Genomic DNA, 17,076 nt, shown 5'->3' on the forward strand with positions numbered 1-17,076 from the left:
TAATAAATTATTTTCAACATAATTCCAGTTCTGTTGTTAAATACTAAAATGACGATAAGATTCTGAAAGCTGGGTTAGGTGAAGAAATGTTTAGAAAAAAGAAAGTGAAACAACAGCCCGGAAGAAATGATGAAACGGTAGAAAATACGAGAAGTGATGTTTTTAATAAGGCTAAGAAATCAAGCGATTTTACAACCATTTCTCTTTTACAAAATAGTGATTTTTTAATCATGAGTTTTTATAAATCATTGGTTGATCCCAACATCCTTCAAAAGTCGGTATTGCCTTTTATAAAAGAAAAGGGGGATCGTGTCAAAGAGCTTTCTGATCTAAAGAATATCGTTCCGATTAGTGATATCAAAATCATAAATGACCCGACTAAGATTGAACAAGCACTACTCGATGGATCGGCTGCGATCTATTTTAAAGACAAAAAGGACGAATACGCTCTTCTAGAGTTAAGTGATTCTAGGTTGGGCCAGCGTGAAGTCAATGATACGCAAAATGAATTTAGTGTGATTGGTCCCAAAGTGGGATTTATCGAGGACCTACCCACGAATCTTCATTTAATTAGAGACCATTTAAATACAACAGATTTGATTTTTGAGGAGATCATGATTGGGACAAGATCAAAAACAAAGGTGGTTATCGCATCCTTAGAGGGGGTTACCAATCCGGAATATATCCATACAGCAAGACAACGGCTAAAGGACCTTGATATCGATATCACTTTTGACAATACACAATTAGAACAATTGATTTCGGACAATGACAGTACCCCTTTTCCTACCTTTATCACAACAGAGCGAGTGGATCGTGCGGTAGGGGGACTTTTACAAGGACAGATCTTACTCATAAGTGATAAATCCTCCTATGTGATCATTGGACCAGCCACATTAATGGAGTTTTTTTCAAACCCGGAGGATTTTTACCTTCCATCGATCATTGCGTCATTTTTTAAATTAATTCGTATTTTTGGGATGTTGTTTTCTGTTTTCGCTACCTCTTTTTATGTCGCAGTCTTAACTTATCATTTTGAAGTAGTCCCGAAGGATTTATTAGGTCCGATTATCTTTTCTCGCGCAAATGTACCGTTTCCACCAGTTATTGAGGTGTTGTTTTTAGAAGTGACCATTGACTTATTACGAGAAGCAGGAGCCAGGCTACCATCAAAAATTGGACAAACCTTGGGGATTGTTGGAGCGATTGTAATTGGTCAAGCAACGGTTGAAGCGGCTTTAACGAGTAATATTTTACTCATTATTGTTGCGCTTGCAGCGCTGTCTTCCTTTACTACACCGATTTATAAAATGTCGAATGCGGTGCGGATATTGCGCTATCCTTTTATTCTGCTTGCCGCGATTTGGGGAGGTTTCGGGATATATGTAGGAATCCTCTTTTTAACGGCACATTTAGCAAGGTTGAAATCATTAGGAGTCCCCTTTCTACTTCCCGTTTATCCTTATCGAAAGGGTGGTCTTGCACCTTCATTTGTAAGACCAGGTTTTATCAAATATAAAAAGCGTCCTTGGTATTTAAGACCATTAAGCTTTATACGGTATACTCCGTCCTCCAAAAAGGATCCAGAAGATGGTCTTAATACGGAATAATAATATGAAGAAGGCTGGCTCAACATGAATAAATGGAAAAGAAAACGTGGGTTACTCATTTTATTTTTTTGCATAGTTGTTCTTTTCGGCTGCTCAAGAACAAAAATTATCGACAAAGTTAGTATTATTCATTTATTTGGATTCGATGAAGCCAGCAATGGGGAATTAGTAGGAACGGCTTTATACCCTGAATACACGAAAAACAAATCCGGTGATAAGGTTAGTTATTTAGAAGAACAAGCACCGGCTAGTAATTTAGTTGTATCAAAAATGTCAAGCTATACAAGTATGCCATTAGAAATAGCTAAAATGCGTGTCATCTTATTTGGGAAAGACTTTGCTAAAGCAGGCATTGGAGATACGGTAGAACGACTCATTATGACCCCTCAGATTGGAACAAATACTCATATCGTGGTTACGACCCAATCTGCAAGGGAAACGTTGAAAACATTTGAAAAAGAGAAAACCTTTACTCTTGCTGAACGGATTCAACAAAATATGCAAGGTCAGATGCTTCCTAAAATGAACCTTCATATTTTTTTAAATCATTTCTACGGTGAAGGAATGGATGCTTATGTTCCTATTCTCGGTATTGAAAAGGATAAAATCAAAGTAGAAGGGCTGGGAGTATTTAAAGATGATCAATTAAAACTCCAATTAAATCCGGAACAATCGGTGTTATTTAAATTTCTTAAAGATCGTGAGACAGAAGCCACGTATAAAGTAAATTTTGATGAACAGGAAAATAAAAGAGATGTGATGGTTTTTCGATCCTTCCGAAGTAATAAGAAATGGGGTTGGGATCAAAAAAATCAGGAATTACATTGTGATTTAAAACTTGAAGTGGCACTCTTTCAATATCCAAATCAATTTGATGTGGAAAATCCGAAAGACTTAGAGGAAATGAGGAAAATTGTTACACAAAAAATCAAAACAGGGCTTGAGGATTTAATCACTAACTTTCAAGAAAATGGAGTAGATCCAATTGGAATTGGAAATATCGTGCGATCAAAGGATAAATCGTTTGAGGCAGAATCCTTTTATAAAAAGTATCCAGACTTACCAATTCATATCAACGTGAATTTAGAAATTATACATTCTGGCCTTGAAGGCTAGTTTTCTAGGATGGTCTATGATGAATTCAAGTGTAAAAGAAAATAAAATGTTATCACCGTACTTTCTGTTCTTTCTTATTAGTGCCGCACAAACAGGGATTGTCATGTTAACTTTTCAAACTAAGATTATCAAGGGAGCAGGACATAACTCGTGGCTCTCTGTTTTAGTGTTAGGTTTGGTTATGCATGTGATCTTTATCATGATGCTCTATATTTTGAAGCAATCAAGTGGAGGAGATATCCTTTCTTTTCACAGAGATGTTTTTGGAAAGTTTTTTGGTGGGATAGTAAACATCATCTTGGCAATTTATTTTTTAAACGTGAGTCTTTTTTCTATCTATAGCTATATCGATATTCTTCAGATTTGGGTATTTGATGGAATTTTAAGCTGGGAATTCTCAATACTTTTAATCATCCTTATTTTCTACATTGTTGTAGGAGGTTTTCGAATTATAGCGGCAATTGCATACTTTGGCGTCATTATACCTAGTTTAATTCTACTTATCTTTTTATACCTTTTTAATTATATAGAACTATCCTATCTACAGCCAATCTTTTTACACGGAGTAAAGGACCATCTTATCTCTGCAAGAGAAGCCGTGCCTTTGTTTTTAGGATTTGAAAATGTACTGATTTATTTTCCATTTATCAAAAATCGTGAAAAGGCTCCTAAATGGGGGCATTTGGGATTGCTTTTTACAACAATTATGTATACAAGCATTGCGATTCTTACTTTTTTGTTTTTTACGATGGGGAAACTGAATCGTTTAACATGGCCAACGTTGACCATGGTTAAAATCATTCAGTTTCCATTTATTGAACGATTTGAGTTCATCTTTATTTTTACTTGGCTTTTATCCGTTATTGCCGGGGCTTGCATCTACTTATGGTCCGCCATTCGTTCGATCAAATTAACAATCCCTAAAATAAAATCGACTCATTTATTAATTTTCTTACTAGGCATTTTCTTATTTATTAATAGCTTTCTAATCGATTTACAATTTTCATTCCTATGGAGTAAAATCTATATGCATACTGGACATATCTTACTATTTGGTTACATACCATTGCTTTTTATAATAGCATTAATAAAAGGAAAATTAGCAAAAAAATAGAGAAAAAAATGGAAGGTGCCTAGTATAGTAAATAGATAAACAAATCAATAAAAAAGGCCACCATTTTCATAGTAAAATGGAAGTACCTATCACAGAACTTCCAAACTACAATTCCCTACCACAAGGAGATGAAAATGATGGCGTATAACTTATTCAATCATATTCAGGGCAAAAACGGAAGTCGATGGGCACAATTTATTAAGGAAACAGGTACAGAAAATTTATTACTAGTGGCGATTGATGCAGCGAAATACACACACAAGGCTATGATAGCTACATTTTATGGGGACATAATAGTAAAACCATTTGAATTTGACTCATCTCTAACGGGATTTGAGATTCTTAAAAAGAAAATTCAAATTGAGGTTGAGCGCATGGGCATGAAGGCGGTAGTTGTGGGAATTGAAACAACAGGACATTATTACGAGGATCTAGTAAGAAGTTGTTTTTCCGAGAGGTATCACGTCCGCATTTTGAATGCAGCGACCACAGCTCGAGAACGAGAAGCACTTTTAAATTGGTCAAAGACCGATAACCTAGATCTCATGGCCATACTACAGTCAATCATTCACGGGCGTGGGACGTCAAACGAGCTTCCTAGCGGAGGAGTTCATACACTACAAAAATTGACACGTGCTCGCCGTGAGTTAGTCCAAGAACAAACTGCTACTAAGAATCTTATTCGCGTTTATGTGGACCATATATTCCGTGAGTTTCAAGGGAAAAGTGTGTGGACAAAAGGAAAACGTGAACATGTACAACCGTTATCAGATCTCTGGGGAAAGTCTTCGCGCTATTTAATGCGTCATTGTCTACATCCAAGTGACATTCTTTCCCTTGGAAAAGAGGGATTACGGGCTCTTTCGATTCGTAAAAATCTTAAATTACGAGATCAGTCAATTGAGTGTTTAGTTAATTATGCAAAACAATCAATCTCTCAACCAAAGGAATTTGTAGAGGCAGAACAATTTTTGCTTATTCAAAGTCTCGATCGACTGGATTTAGTGGAAAAACAAATTCGATTATTAGAAAGAAAGATTGAAGACTTATTTGTTCAAACTGAAGGAGTTGTAATCATAAGTGTTCCTGGAATTGGGGTTGTAACTGGAGCTGAATTATATGCCGAAATGGGCGATATTTCTGACTTTGACCATGCGGGGCAACTGATTAAAATGGCAGGAACTAATCCTATTGTTAAGCAATCCAGAGGAAAAAGGCCTTCTTATTATGCAATATCTAAGCAGGGTAGGCGATCTTTCCGCAATATAACTTATCAAGTGGGAAAATCCTTAGCCGCAAATAACCCCGAAATGAAACAGAAATATCTAGCTCTAAAAGACCGTGGAAAACTTACAGGTCAGGCGTATATAGCTCTCGGAAACCGAATGATTCGTCTAGCCTTTTCTATGATTAAGCATCAAACATTATACCGTACAGACAATCCAGACTACGTTTTATACGATCAAATTTACAAGAAACTGCATATCGCAAACGTAAAAAAATTTTATGAAAAATTTGTAGTACCGGCACAAATAGCATAGACCTTGTCGTTTATTTCAAAGTATTTTTGCCAATTTATACTTGTTAATGTCACTAGACCATTCTCTTAATTAAATTGATTTTTAAAAAATGGAGCTCCTCTAGGACGTTAGATCACATTGTTCTTAGTGCCTGAGGCTCTTGACCTCGTGTGCCAGCGTTATGGATCTTGTCCTGCAAGTACGAATAATACGTGAAAATCTAAGTTTACATTTACTAGGTTGTATCCTCTGCAGGGTGAAAACGCAAGATCCCTTTCACGTTCTAGAGGAGCTCTATAATAATTCTGTGATAGTTGAACTTTCTTCCAAAAAATGGAAAGTGGAGTTTTACTTAAAATCGGCCTTTTTTAGGTAAATTTCAACCTTGACTTATTTACCATTATACGCCACTAGCGTTGCATAGCTTGAAAAAATTTCCATTTTTATAAAAATATGTATTTACAGAAAAGAAAAAAACTCCTATTGTAGTAGTTGGTTGACCTTGTCTTGTTCCCATAAACAAACAAGTCTACTACAAAGGAGTTTTAAAATTGAGCAAGAAAAGTATAAACCGCGAAATGCTCATTTGTCAATGTCTATCTTTATTACCCCTAGAGGATTTCAATTACCTTCCGATTGATTATGGTAAAAAGCTTTCTACGAAATCTCTAATTAAAATTTTTGTCGCAGCCCAATTGGATCAGTGGAGTTCTTACAGACATATGGAGGAAAAGCTGGAAGCTTACCCTAAACTATGTAGAGAAGAACTAGGAATTACTCGTATAAGTGGTTCCCAATTAAGTCGTCGTATTAATGATTTACCAACGGAATTACTACAGAAACTATTTGTGAAAATTGTAATGAAGCTAAAGCAACTAACGGATGGAATGCAAGGGTTGCCCAACGGGCTAGGCTACTTACGAATCATCGATTCTACTGAAATTAGATTACCCCGAAATCTATGTAATTGGGGGTATATTTCAAAGGATCACTGCGCTGTAAAAATGCATACGAGCTTAGTTGTAGTATCGTCAGATATAGCTTTCCCAGACAAAATTGTTCCATCAACAGGTAATTTTAGTGATTATGAAAGTTCTGATGTAATCGTAGAAGAATCAGATGCCACACAAATAATGGATCGAGGTTATCCCTCTAAGGAGAATATTGCATCTTGGCAGAAAAAAGATATAAAGTTCGTAGTTAGAATATCCAAATCCCTTCGTTTAGGGATTTTAGAAGAGTACACTTCTACTCATCCAGCCGTTATTCAAGATGCTAAAGTGTGTTATCAAGTAGGAGAAGAACCTGTTCGGTACATTGAATTCGTGGATGAAAAGCAAAGAACTTATCGAATTTTAACAAATAGATTTGACTTAACCGCTGAACAAATAATGGAAATGTATCGTGCACGCTGGACAATAGAGTTATTTTTTAAGTGGATTAAACAACATTTAAGATTAACAAAGATATGGAGCACGAAACCACAGGGAATCTGGAATCAAATGTTTTTAGCTTTGATTGCATATGGATTATCGCTAATACTAAAAATACAAACTGGATCTAATAAAACACCTTGGGAGTTCTTTAGATTATTACAAACCTATCTTTATAAAACAGTGGGTTCTTTTAAGAAAACATTAAAATCTAAAAAGAAAAGGAACTCAAAAGGAAGACAAAAGGTTCCTCCGAAACCTAAGGAAAAACCATACTTTGGAAATGTGGCTATAGTGAAAACGGAAAAAAGACCCAAAAAACACAAGTAAAAGAAGAAATGCAGTTATTTGAAAAATTGTAAAAAAAAAGGGTACAAGGTCAAATAGAACCTCGTTCCCTTTTTTAATTTGAAATCAAGAAAATAACTGGTAAAATTTTACATTAAGTCTATATTTTTATAACTGTGTTGAGCTTTTGCATTACGAATTTAATTTTGTAGCCGAACGCGACAGGTGTTTTTTGTAAGAAATACCATTTTTTTACAACTGAGCAACGCTAGTGATTATACGCTGGCACCTTCCATTTTTTGGATCTCCGAAGAGTGTTTTGTCCTATAGCCAAAAAAATTTTAATTTGATAGGTTGAATGTAAATTTTTTTCGTTCGTGTACGATTAAGTGTATCATTATCATTAGTAGATCTATTATAGGGGGAATTCTTGTGCAATGTGGAGCAGCATGCTTTTTAGTTGAAATCGAAGTGAACGGACAAAAACAAACAAAGCAGGTGAAAGCGAGAACTCCTGCAGCTGCAAGAAAAACGGTTCGAACAGAATATGGAGAAGGAACACAAATCATTTCTGTTAGACGTGGGGAATCTAACGGCGCTCATTAAACGGGGAGAGTTAGAACGTTCAAACCAAAGAGATTGAAAAAATTATTGGAGGATCATGAAGTGAAAAAAATACTTGAGGGGTTCTTTTTCTTTACTTCTTTTTTAGGTGCATTGACCGTAACGTTCGCGGCTTTCGATTTTGGACGAGATTTTTTCCAAACGTATAAATACGGGTTAATCTCGTCCATTTGGCTGGGACAAATCGGACTTTTTATAATGGATCGTTTGGAGAAAAAACAGAAGAATGAGTCAAAATCGTTCAATTAAATAAAATATGAAATTTCACTTAGCTATTATTATATTTGATAAATTACTAAAAATTTTCCGTTCGTGTACGTTTGGCGATAGTCTTCATTTGATTAATTTATCTAACATAGATTAGAAGGAGTTAATTTTTTTGGGAGGGCTAACAGATTCTTAATCAGCTATTACGAAGGTGGAATGCGTGTTGGATTTTATGGTTTGACGTTTTAGATAAAATTAGTGATAAGTTCTCGGCTCTGAAATTTGGTTTAAAAGACTTGTTGGAAATAAAATTATCTAGATAGGAGAAAATTTGTAAATGAATTTTTTAATATAAAGCTATAAAGCGAGCAAACATTGTGGCTGCTCGCTTAACTATTTAAAATAATTGTTTTTCAAGTTGTGGGGTGCAAAAGTAAAAGCAATAGAATCAACCGTAAATCATTTGATTCAACCATTCCTTTTTCGCATCCACCTTTTCTACTGTATCCAAAAGACACCCTTTATCAATTTGACTCCCAAGCGCCACAGGAATCACCGAATAAAATTGATTGGACAAATCGATTATATCTTCCCGCCCATTACGTAAACGCTGTTCTATTTCATTCAGGATATGAATTCCTCTCTGAATCTGAATTTCCGAAAGTTTCCCCAATGGCGTGTAGATAGTAGGGGGAAGAGAATCTGAGTTTGGAATGGAATCTTCAATTGGCATCAAATGAGAAAAATCATCCCAATCTTCCTCAATCAAAATTAATTCATATCCCTTTTTATGTTTAGTAGTTAACGTTCGATCAAATTCCTTCCTAGCCTCCAAACGGGATCGAAAATACCTTTCATGTTTTCTTGGAGGACTTCCCATCCGCCCATATTCAACATAAATTCGGAAAGGGCAATCTCCTACACCTTCCTGAAATTCCATTATATAAAATTTACTTGTATTCGTTTGGATTCTCATATAATGAAGGACAACTCGTTGTTCGACCTGCGTTATTGAAAAAGAAGGGAAATCCTTCACATGAATAGCAAATGTTTTGGTCATAAGAATTCCTTCCATCGTTTATATTTCCATTCGTTTCTACCATACTAGTTTTTTAAAATATATTTCCATTTTAACCGATAATCACTAAGTTATGTCATACCTACAACAAATATTAAATGATTATGATATAATGCTAATGTTTATAAGCGTATTTAAATTAAAATGCTAGGAGTAAAAGTATGGAACGTGAACAAGCAACAGGAATCATGTATACAGCAGGTGCATATATCTTATGGGGAATTCTACCAATCTACTGGAAATGGATCGAAGAGGTTCCAGCCCTTGAAATTTTAGCGCATCGAGTCGTATGGTCGTTTATTTTTGTTTTAATCATCGTGGCTATTTTAAAAAGAAAATTATTGAAAAATTTCTTTAAAGTTCAAATGAGGCAGAAGAAAACATGGTTCGGACTTTTACTTGCTTCCTTATTTATCAGTGTGAATTGGTTCACTTATATATATGCTGTGAATACGAATCACATCGTAGAGGCTAGTTTAGGCTACTATATTAACCCGCTAGTTGCGGTTTTGTTAGGGGTTTTTGTATTACGTGAAAAAGTAAATAAGTTGCAGGCAATCTCTTTTGTTGTAGCGGCAATTGGGGTCATCTATATGACGATATCCGTTGGGGCATTGCCGTGGATTTCTCTTGTATTAGCCTTATCCTTTGGTTTTTACGGATTGTCTAAAAAATTAATAAAAGTAGATTCCGCACTAGGGTTGTTCTTAGAAACATTATTTATTTTACCTTTTGCTCTTTTATTTTTGGGGTATTTAGGTGTAAACGAACAGCATAGCTTTTTAACTGGATCCCTTTCAAATGATTTATTATTAATCGGATCAGGGATCGCGACAGGTCTTCCGCTTTTATGGTTTGGGATAGGGGCACAAAAGATTCCACTCTACCTAGTAGGCTTCATTCAATATCTTTCCCCGACCATAAGTTTAATTTTAGGAGTGGTCCTGTATGGGGAGTCCTTTACGAAAGACCATGCCATCACTTTTGCTTGTATTTGGATCGCCATTGCGATGTTTTCTGTTTCAAATATTCGTAACGTCATGAAAAAAAGAAAAGTGTCAAATGCAGCATAAAATGCAAGGTGCGTCTCAAATAGGTGAAAAATCTTTCACCTATTAAGCACACGTAAAACGGAACCTCAAAGAATAGGGAGGGAGGCGAATAAATTTAAATCACATCAACAAAGGGACAGCTGGAACTGTCCCTTTTTCCTCTCTTACTCAAATTGCATTTGAAATGATTCTGGAACAATCGGAGGTGTTTTTCGACCTAACAGATGTAACACCATTTGTGAAACGAGCACACCAGGACCTAGTGCTTGACCTACACTGATCGTTGGGATGGTTTGATTTGTCAGCCATTCTGTTATTTTTTCTTCCGTCGCATAATCAGGAAGGTATTGACTATAACCGGATGGGGGAAAGGTTTGTCCTTTTAATTCCTCAATCGATACATCTTCAGATATCCCAATATATTCTTCAAGTTTTACTCCACTAGGAGAAAACGTTAACACAGAAGTTCCGAATCCAAGCGCAACCGCAGTTGTCACAAATAAGTTCTTTTTACGAGCAGCCCGATGAAGAGCTACGGCTTCAGGAAAAGCAAAGTAATCAATCGCATCAATCACATAATGTGCTCCGTCTACAAAAGAATCTATATTTTGTTCACTGACTCCATCCATATAACTTACTACTTCAAGGTCAGGATTAATGGATCGTAAATGGTTCTTTAATGCTTCTACCTTTTTCTGCCCTACTGTAAGATGGGTTGCAGCGCATTGACGGTTGATATTCGAAACATCAAATACATCCGGATCTGCCAACACTAATTTTCCAATCCCCATACGAGTGAGCAACTCAGCAGAAAAACCTCCAATACAACCACAGCCCGCGATGGCAATCGTTGTTTCGTGTAGCTTCTGAATTTCCTCTTCTGACATAATTCCTAGATTTCGAATAAATTGTTCTTTAATCATTTATTGACTACCTCCATTGTTAGTTCTAGACCGTCCGTTAAATAATCATATAGCGGAGGTCGTTTTTTCTTAAGTGTGTCTAGACATTCTGTTAAGTTCAACAGACACGGGATGGTAACGGAGCCAAGATACACATCTGATTCTCCAATTACTTCAAAAGGAAATTTAAAAATACGATGCATATAATTATATACTCTTTCATCAATACAACAAACCCAATGAGTGAGATCGTGGGTTAATGAATAATTCAGAACGGTTTTAATTAACCCTAATCCCACATCATGTTTTGGAAGTTTTGTAAAAGCGCTGATTTCGGCGTATTGATTTTGATCCATCTTTAATAACTTTCGTTTTTTTAGATCCATAATATTGAAATGTTTAATGGTTGGAAGCTCGTCTACGGGCATAAAAATCAGGCGAGTAACACCTACTACTTCCTTGGGATCGGTCGTCTGCACTATAAAATAAGTGGAAGAGTCTGCATACGGATCATCCTCATCTTTCTTGAAAAAACCTACTTCTTCATAGCGAGTGTGATGTAAGGTAATGGCCTCATGTCGAAGATCTCCCTCTGCACATCCAAAATAGTACTCTTTCTTATCCATATCTTTCACTCTCCTAAAATAGTTTCGCTTACATATTCTATTAAAGGACAGTAAGAGTTTAATTTCTAGCTTTTTCGACACTAATAGACAATATCATTATATAACTGTAGTTAATTATCTTCAAAAATGTTAAAATCATTTCATGTAATAAAAGATATAGGATGATCAACATATGAATAGTTTCGTAAATGAGAAAGAACAGTTATTAAAAAAATTATTGAAAAAACATGAAAAAGGATTAAATAATAAAATTTTATTAATTTCCTTTGTCTACATTATGCTAAGTATTACATGGAATTCAGTTTTCCAGTGGTTTGACCTGCCTTATTCTCGGGCAAATCTTAATTTATTACTTCTCTGTGCTTTTGTATGGATAGGGGTGTTCCTATTCTCGCGCTTTACAAAGGTACCTCAAGTGATCTTAAAGCATATTGTTCTCTTGTACTTGGTATTTGTCATCATTTGTTTGTATTTTGGTTCGGGTTATAGAGAGTCTTGGAGTTATTTTTTACTGATTCCGATCATTAATGGCTTGTATGGGAGTCGTTATTTATCAATTTCATACTCCACTTTAGGTTTATTTTGTTTGGCTGCTGTTAGTATCTATTTTCCAAACTACTCGTATACTGTAGATAATATCGATATTTCTAATCGATTTTTACTCTATATCATTGTGGCTACATTAGGTTATTTGTTGTTAAATAAATTGAAGCAACTTCACAAGGAACAAGCCCATACGGTGATTCAGTCCATGGAAAAGACCATCGAACAAGTGGTACAGAGTTTTATTGTCGCCGTTGAAGCCAAGGATCCATACACCTATGGTCATAGCGAAAGAGTCAGTCAATATGCGATTGCAATAGCTAAAAAGCTACCAGAATATCAAAGTGAACAGAAACTAAAACAATTAAGATTAACGGGACTTCTTCACGATATCGGCAAAATTAATATCCCTGAACACATCTTATCAAAACCAATGAAATTGACGGATAAAGAATATGAAATCATCAAAACCCATACAACGTTTGGAGTTCATATGCTTGAAAAAGTGGAAGGATTGGAAGAATTAAAGAGTGGTGTATTATATCATCATGAGAGATGGGATGGAAAAGGCTATCCAACTGGAGCAAAAGGATACGAAATTCCTCTAGAGGCTCGTATTTTGGCAATTGCCGATGCTTTTGATGCCATGACCTCTACGAGAGCTTATCGAAATGAGCTGTCCATTGAAGAAGCCTTTCGTAGAATAGAAATGGGAATCGGGTCACAGTTTGATCCGAATTTAGTCCAAGCTTTTGAGGCTGCAAAGCCGGAATTTGAAGAAATACACGCTAAATCCCAAGACCCCTTAAATGAATTTGAAAAATTAACCGATCTTTTTTAGGATAGGGGACGGATGAATCCATAACATAAGAAAGCAAGGAAATAAACAAGTCTTTTTTTTCCTTGCTTTTTTGTGCTTTTGTACTAATTTGTTCACAGTTTTGCCTGTACTTTCCTTTTAATTCGCGTATTCTTTTTCGCTGTTTTCTTTTTTAGGTGAAAGCTTTGTTTTTCCAAATGTGATAAGTGCATTCCAGCTTCCAGATGATTGTCCGTCTGCGTAGTAGGTAGGTTCTGAATCCTTATCCAAAAGCCCTAATAACATGGATAAGTGGCGACCGCCCGATTCAACTTTAGCCATATTTGCATATTGTGGCAGCATATTGTAGGCAGCGTCATAATTTTTATTCATGATATGCTCAACAAACTCTTTATCAAGTGCGTGTTCAGACAACGTTGGTTTGTTATGTCTACCGCGAACTAAATTATGAGAAAGGGCACCACTGCTAATAAACACAATTTTCTTATCACTCTCCTGTAAAACCTTAGCAATAATTTGTCCCCATTTATAGGTTTCTTCAAGATTAGCAGCTAAAGTTACAGATAAGTTGACTACTGGAATATCTTCATTTGGTACAAGATAGCGTAAAGGTACAACGGTACCATAATCCCATACAAAATAGTCATCTTGAACTTCTATGACTGGAATACCGGCGTCTTTACCTGCTTGAACCAGTTGAAGCCCTAATTCTTCGTCACCCGGATATTGATAAGGTACATCTTTAATTAATTCCGGCGCTTCAGTTGCGGTAAGAAGTCCTTTATGAACAGGATGGCAGTCTACATAATGAGCAAATGTGGAAGGCCAGTGGCAGGAAACCAACACAATCGCATCTGGTTTAACTGTTGTAATTTCCTTTGCGATTTCTTTCATTCCATCTACCATTGGTTGTTGAAATTCAGGTACTTGATCTTCGTGGCATATACTTGGAACATGTGGCGCTAGAATACTAAATTCAATTGTCATGAAAAAATCCCCCCTCAATAAAATTTGAGAATAAAAACTAATCAAAATATTCCGTTCTCAAATTCATGATAGCGTTTCCTTTTTCCGTTAACAAGACTCTTATTCTTCCATGCGGAACAACAAGAGTCTTATTTAAGGCATTTTTGTAAAACATTTATTCAAGTAAAGATAGAGCCCCTGTAGAATTAATTTGCTTAGGCGGCCATACGCTTAAATCAAATGGATAATCAGAACCAGCTACAACTCGATCTTCACCAACGACTTTGACAAGGTGGTTGACACTGTCTTCGTTCCAAAGAACAGTATCGTACCAAAAACGTTTTAGATACTGGGAAGGGGGAGCTTGTAATTTAGAAGAAACGAGATCCCATTGCTCATAGCCTTTATCAAGACGACCTATTTGATATGGAAGAAAACCACCGCCATGAGCAAATAATATTTTAACATTTGGATACTGATCGATCAGTCCACTTAATAATAGATCTGTTGCAGTAACAGTCGTTTCCCAAGGTACTCCAATTAAATTTGGCATCATTCTTCTTTTTAATCGTGGTTCTTCACAAAGTAATGGGTGAATGAAAAGGATCGCATGTAACCGGTTTGCTTCTTCAAAAAATGGTTGAAAAAAGGGATCTGACAGCATATGTTCCCCAATTCCTGGACCAATAATAGCGCCCTTAAGACCTTGTCCAACCGCTTCATTTAAAATTTCTGCTGCTTTCTCTGGATACGCAAGTGGAACTGTTCCTAATGCTGAAAAGTTTTCATGATCATCTATCGCTAATTGAGCCAGAGAATGGTTATAAACTCTCGACATTTCTGTCGTGATTTCTTCCGGAAATTCATATAAAAAAAGCTGGGGGATAGGGGAAAGCATCGAATGCCCAACACCTACATGTTCCTGTTTTTGCTTATATAGGTCAAAGTTGATAAATTCCTTTTTTAATTCAAATCCCCATTTGCCATTAATAACGAGAAAATCTTCTTTTTGTTCTTTAGGTACCCATTCGGCATGTATCCTATTTTTATGATCCTTAAGCCAACTCATAACGTCGCTTGGGATAAAGTGAGTATGAAAGTCATACAACATAAATATTTTCCTCCTTGAAGCATTCCAATTAATAGTTATAAACTTATAAATTTTCAGATTACTATTCTATCATATGATTTAACCATTCCAAAAGCTAGAAACGGATTACGCTATGTGGAACAAAAACAATATTTTGGTAGGAAAGGATAGAACTTTATACCATTTTTGATAGTTCTTTTGCTGCTTGTACGACTAACTTAACCAGTTTTGGAGAAGTACTAGAATTTATTCTTGAAGAAGGTCCTGCAATACTCACAGCATAGTTTACTTTCCCCCTAGAATTTATAATGGGTGCACAAATGGCTGAAACACCCTTATCCATTTCTTCGTAATTGATGGTATATCCATTCTTTCGGATAAAATTCAATCGCTCTTTCAATTTAATTGGATCCGTAATGGTAGTTTTTGTATACTTCGGTAAGTGATTTTCAATCACTTCATTTATACGTGTTTCGGATTGATAGGCCAAAATCGTTTGTCCTGCACTCATACTGTGAATCGGACTTTTCTTCCCTACATGTGAACGTACATTAACATAGTTTTGACATTCGTATACGGCAAGGAATATCGAATGATTTCCTTCTATTGTGGATAAATGAACCGTCTCACCTGTATCCTTTACTAGCTTTTCTAATATAGGGGGGGAGACTTCATTGATCGTATAGGATGTGATGATAAGTTGTCCTAATGGTAGGATTTTAGACGAAAGACGTAAATTTTTTGTCATCGGGTCTTTTTTTAGAAACCCCTCCTGTATAAGTGTATTTGACAGTCTATATGCAGTGCTCAAGCCTACTCCTAGCTGATTCGCTAATTCGTTTAAAGACTGTTCAGGATTATCCATTGTAAATAAGTTCAGCATACGAAGTGCATTCGTTAAGGAAGAAACTTTTTCTGTGGAATCTATCTTATTCATATCCTCCACCTCCAAACAACGGTGTTTCCATATAACCTAATTGATGAGAAATATTCTCTCCTGTTTTGACAAGCTCAGGAACATATTGAGTAACTAATTCATCAACAATTCGATGTCTAGGTCCAGCAATACTAACAGAAGCGATCACATTTCCGAGATAATCTTTAATGGGCGCAGCAATACTAACAACATCCTCATTCATTTCATTAATGGACACATCGTATCCCTGTTGTTTAATTTTTTTTAGTCGATTCACTAGTTCCGCTGGATCGGTTATACTGTCTGGTCCTCTTTTAGTCAGTCCAGCCTTGATCACTTCATTGATGACATCCGAAGTCTGGTAGGCTAATAATAATTTTCCAGGACTTGAACATGTAACTGGGCGGTAGTGCCCAACATGAGAAAGAAGTCTTACTGCCTGATTACATTCTACTTTCAAGAGATAGATGAGTTGAATCCCTTCAAGAGTGGAAATATGGGCATTTTCATTTACTTTGCGGACAAGAGCTTTGAGTGGCTCATGTGCTTCGCGATGTATCTCTAAACGGGACATGATCACACCAGATAGCGTAAGGATGGATAGACCTAAGCTGTATTTATTGCCTACTTTCTTTAAATACCCTTCGTTGACTAGGTCTGTAATGAGTCTACTTACCGTACTTTTTGGTAAATTTAAAGTTCGAGAAATTTCTGTAATGCCCCAAATTGGTTTTTCTTTTGTAAAAATTTTTATAATGGATAGTCCATTTTGGACAGAAGAAAGAATGGATTCTTTTTTCACTTATAACACCTCATATATTTATTTTGTTCCGAATAGAGGTAAAAAAATGTGTTATTCAGAAAATTCGTATTGTAAGATGATGCTTGAAAACTTTATCTTAATTAAAGTAGGAAAGGAGAAGGTCGATGAAAATACAAATAAGTTCCTAATAGGAAAAAGGATTTAGCTAAGCCTTCTATAGTGATATATTTGTATTATTTTAACAGAATAATTAAAATAATACAAAAAACATTAATTGTTCCACATAGAGGAAAAAGAAGTTGTTTTTATGTTAAATAATCAGATAATATAAAAAATATAAAATATTTAAAAATCCCATTCAAGATAAAATATAATGGTGAAGTTTTTTAAGGATAAGATTTTGTAAAA

16 protein-coding genes are annotated in these 17,076 nt (G+C 35.7%); 9 read left to right on the forward strand and 7 right to left on the reverse strand.

Annotation, left to right across the window (positions count from 1 at the left end; all coding sequences use genetic code 11):
• The first annotated feature begins 86 nt into the window (after positions 1-86).
• From Q5760_RS12230 to Q5760_RS12260, 7 genes are all read left to right on the forward strand, one after another.
• On the forward strand, positions 87-1,610 hold the full coding sequence (locus Q5760_RS12230) for a spore germination protein (RefSeq protein ID WP_428912429.1): 1,524 nt from the start codon (positions 87-89) through the stop codon (positions 1,608-1,610).
• Positions 1,611-1,634: 24 nt separating this feature from the next.
• Positions 1,635-2,726, forward strand: a complete 1,092-nt coding sequence (locus Q5760_RS12235; protein WP_428912430.1) for a Ger(x)C family spore germination protein — start codon at positions 1,635-1,637, stop codon at positions 2,724-2,726.
• 19 nt (positions 2,727-2,745) lie between these two features.
• Positions 2,746-3,840 (forward strand): GerAB/ArcD/ProY family transporter, encoded by a 1,095-nt coding sequence (locus Q5760_RS12240; protein WP_428912431.1) that lies wholly within the window; start codon positions 2,746-2,748, stop codon positions 3,838-3,840.
• Between the two features lie 137 nt (positions 3,841-3,977).
• Positions 3,978-5,381: an IS110 family transposase gene (locus tag Q5760_RS12245; RefSeq protein WP_428912432.1), complete on the forward strand. Its 1,404-nt coding sequence runs from the start codon at positions 3,978-3,980 to the stop codon at positions 5,379-5,381.
• A 530-nt stretch (positions 5,382-5,911) separates the two neighbouring features.
• Positions 5,912-7,123 (forward strand): IS4 family transposase, encoded by a 1,212-nt coding sequence (locus Q5760_RS12250; RefSeq protein ID WP_428912433.1) that lies wholly within the window; start codon positions 5,912-5,914, stop codon positions 7,121-7,123.
• Positions 7,124-7,513: 390 nt separating this feature from the next.
• On the forward strand, positions 7,514-7,687 hold the full coding sequence (locus tag Q5760_RS12255) for a hypothetical protein (protein WP_428912434.1): 174 nt from the start codon (positions 7,514-7,516) through the stop codon (positions 7,685-7,687).
• 33 nt (positions 7,688-7,720) lie between these two features.
• Positions 7,721-7,954, forward strand: a complete 234-nt coding sequence (locus Q5760_RS12260) for a hypothetical protein (protein WP_428912435.1) — start codon at positions 7,721-7,723, stop codon at positions 7,952-7,954.
• A gap of 406 nt (positions 7,955-8,360) precedes the next feature.
• On the opposite strand, the gene Q5760_RS12265 is transcribed toward Q5760_RS12260, so the two are convergent.
• Complete coding sequence (locus Q5760_RS12265) at positions 8,361-8,972, reverse strand: WGR domain-containing protein (protein WP_428912436.1); 612 nt, start codon at positions 8,970-8,972, stop codon at positions 8,361-8,363.
• Between the two features lie 179 nt (positions 8,973-9,151).
• Between Q5760_RS12265 and rarD the strand changes: the two genes are divergently transcribed.
• Positions 9,152-10,063 (forward strand): EamA family transporter RarD, encoded by a 912-nt coding sequence (gene rarD / locus Q5760_RS12270; protein ID WP_428912437.1) that lies wholly within the window; start codon positions 9,152-9,154, stop codon positions 10,061-10,063.
• A gap of 143 nt (positions 10,064-10,206) precedes the next feature.
• Here rarD and Q5760_RS12275 read toward each other — a convergent pair whose 3' ends face one another.
• A complete protein-coding gene (locus Q5760_RS12275; protein WP_428912438.1) occupies positions 10,207-10,965 on the reverse strand; it encodes a ThiF family adenylyltransferase in 759 nt (252 codons plus the stop codon).
• Complete coding sequence (locus Q5760_RS12280) at positions 10,962-11,570, reverse strand: N-acyl amino acid synthase FeeM domain-containing protein (protein ID WP_428912439.1); 609 nt, start codon at positions 11,568-11,570, stop codon at positions 10,962-10,964. Before Q5760_RS12280 ends, Q5760_RS12275 begins: the two co-directional genes overlap by 4 nt.
• 172 nt (positions 11,571-11,742) lie before the next feature.
• Here Q5760_RS12280 and Q5760_RS12285 point away from each other — a divergent pair, with 172 nt between their 5' ends.
• Positions 11,743-12,954 carry an HD-GYP domain-containing protein gene (locus Q5760_RS12285; RefSeq protein ID WP_428912440.1) on the forward strand — a complete coding sequence of 404 codons (1,212 nt, stop codon included), beginning with the start codon at positions 11,743-11,745 and terminating at the stop codon, positions 12,952-12,954.
• A 117-nt stretch (positions 12,955-13,071) separates the two neighbouring features.
• On the opposite strand, the gene Q5760_RS12290 is transcribed toward Q5760_RS12285, so the two are convergent.
• The 4 genes from Q5760_RS12290 to Q5760_RS12305 form a co-directional block, all read right to left on the reverse strand.
• Entirely contained in the window at positions 13,072-13,920 is an 849-nt protein-coding gene (locus Q5760_RS12290) for an extradiol ring-cleavage dioxygenase (protein ID WP_428912441.1), read from the reverse strand.
• A 154-nt stretch (positions 13,921-14,074) separates the two neighbouring features.
• Positions 14,075-15,007 (reverse strand): amidohydrolase family protein, encoded by a 933-nt coding sequence (locus Q5760_RS12295; protein ID WP_428912565.1) that lies wholly within the window; start codon positions 15,005-15,007, stop codon positions 14,075-14,077.
• Positions 15,008-15,164: 157 nt separating this feature from the next.
• A complete protein-coding gene (locus tag Q5760_RS12300) occupies positions 15,165-15,926 on the reverse strand; it encodes an IclR family transcriptional regulator (protein ID WP_428912442.1) in 762 nt (253 codons plus the stop codon).
• Entirely contained in the window at positions 15,919-16,707 is a 789-nt protein-coding gene (locus Q5760_RS12305; protein WP_428912443.1) for an IclR family transcriptional regulator, read from the reverse strand. The genes Q5760_RS12300 and Q5760_RS12305 overlap by 8 nt, the downstream gene beginning before the upstream one ends.
• Between the last annotated feature and the right edge of the window lie 369 nt (positions 16,708-17,076).

The organism is Niallia sp. Kr1, assembly GCF_050389805.1.
Lineage (GTDB): Bacteria > Bacillota > Bacilli > Bacillales > Cytobacillaceae > Bacillus_BD.

Coding starts and splice junctions, on each gene's coding strand:
- Q5760_RS12230 (WP_428912429.1), top strand. CDS start 87: ATGTTTAGAAAAAAGAAAGTGAAACAACAGCCCGGAAGAAATGATGAA.
- Q5760_RS12235 (WP_428912430.1), top strand. CDS start 1,635: ATGAATAAATGGAAAAGAAAACGTGGGTTACTCATTTTATTTTTTTGC.
- Q5760_RS12240 (WP_428912431.1), top strand. CDS start 2,746: ATGAATTCAAGTGTAAAAGAAAATAAAATGTTATCACCGTACTTTCTG.
- Q5760_RS12245 (WP_428912432.1), top strand. CDS start 3,978: ATGGCGTATAACTTATTCAATCATATTCAGGGCAAAAACGGAAGTCGA.
- Q5760_RS12265 (WP_428912436.1), bottom strand. CDS start 8,972: ATGACCAAAACATTTGCTATTCATGTGAAGGATTTCCCTTCTTTTTCA.
- rarD (WP_428912437.1), top strand. CDS start 9,152: ATGGAACGTGAACAAGCAACAGGAATCATGTATACAGCAGGTGCATAT.
- Q5760_RS12275 (WP_428912438.1), bottom strand. CDS start 10,965: ATGATTAAAGAACAATTTATTCGAAATCTAGGAATTATGTCAGAAGAG.
- Q5760_RS12280 (WP_428912439.1), bottom strand. CDS start 11,570: ATGGATAAGAAAGAGTACTATTTTGGATGTGCAGAGGGAGATCTTCGA.
- Q5760_RS12285 (WP_428912440.1), top strand. CDS start 11,743: ATGAATAGTTTCGTAAATGAGAAAGAACAGTTATTAAAAAAATTATTG.
- Q5760_RS12290 (WP_428912441.1), bottom strand. CDS start 13,920: ATGACAATTGAATTTAGTATTCTAGCGCCACATGTTCCAAGTATATGC.
- Q5760_RS12300 (WP_428912442.1), bottom strand. CDS start 15,926: ATGAATAAGATAGATTCCACAGAAAAAGTTTCTTCCTTAACGAATGCA.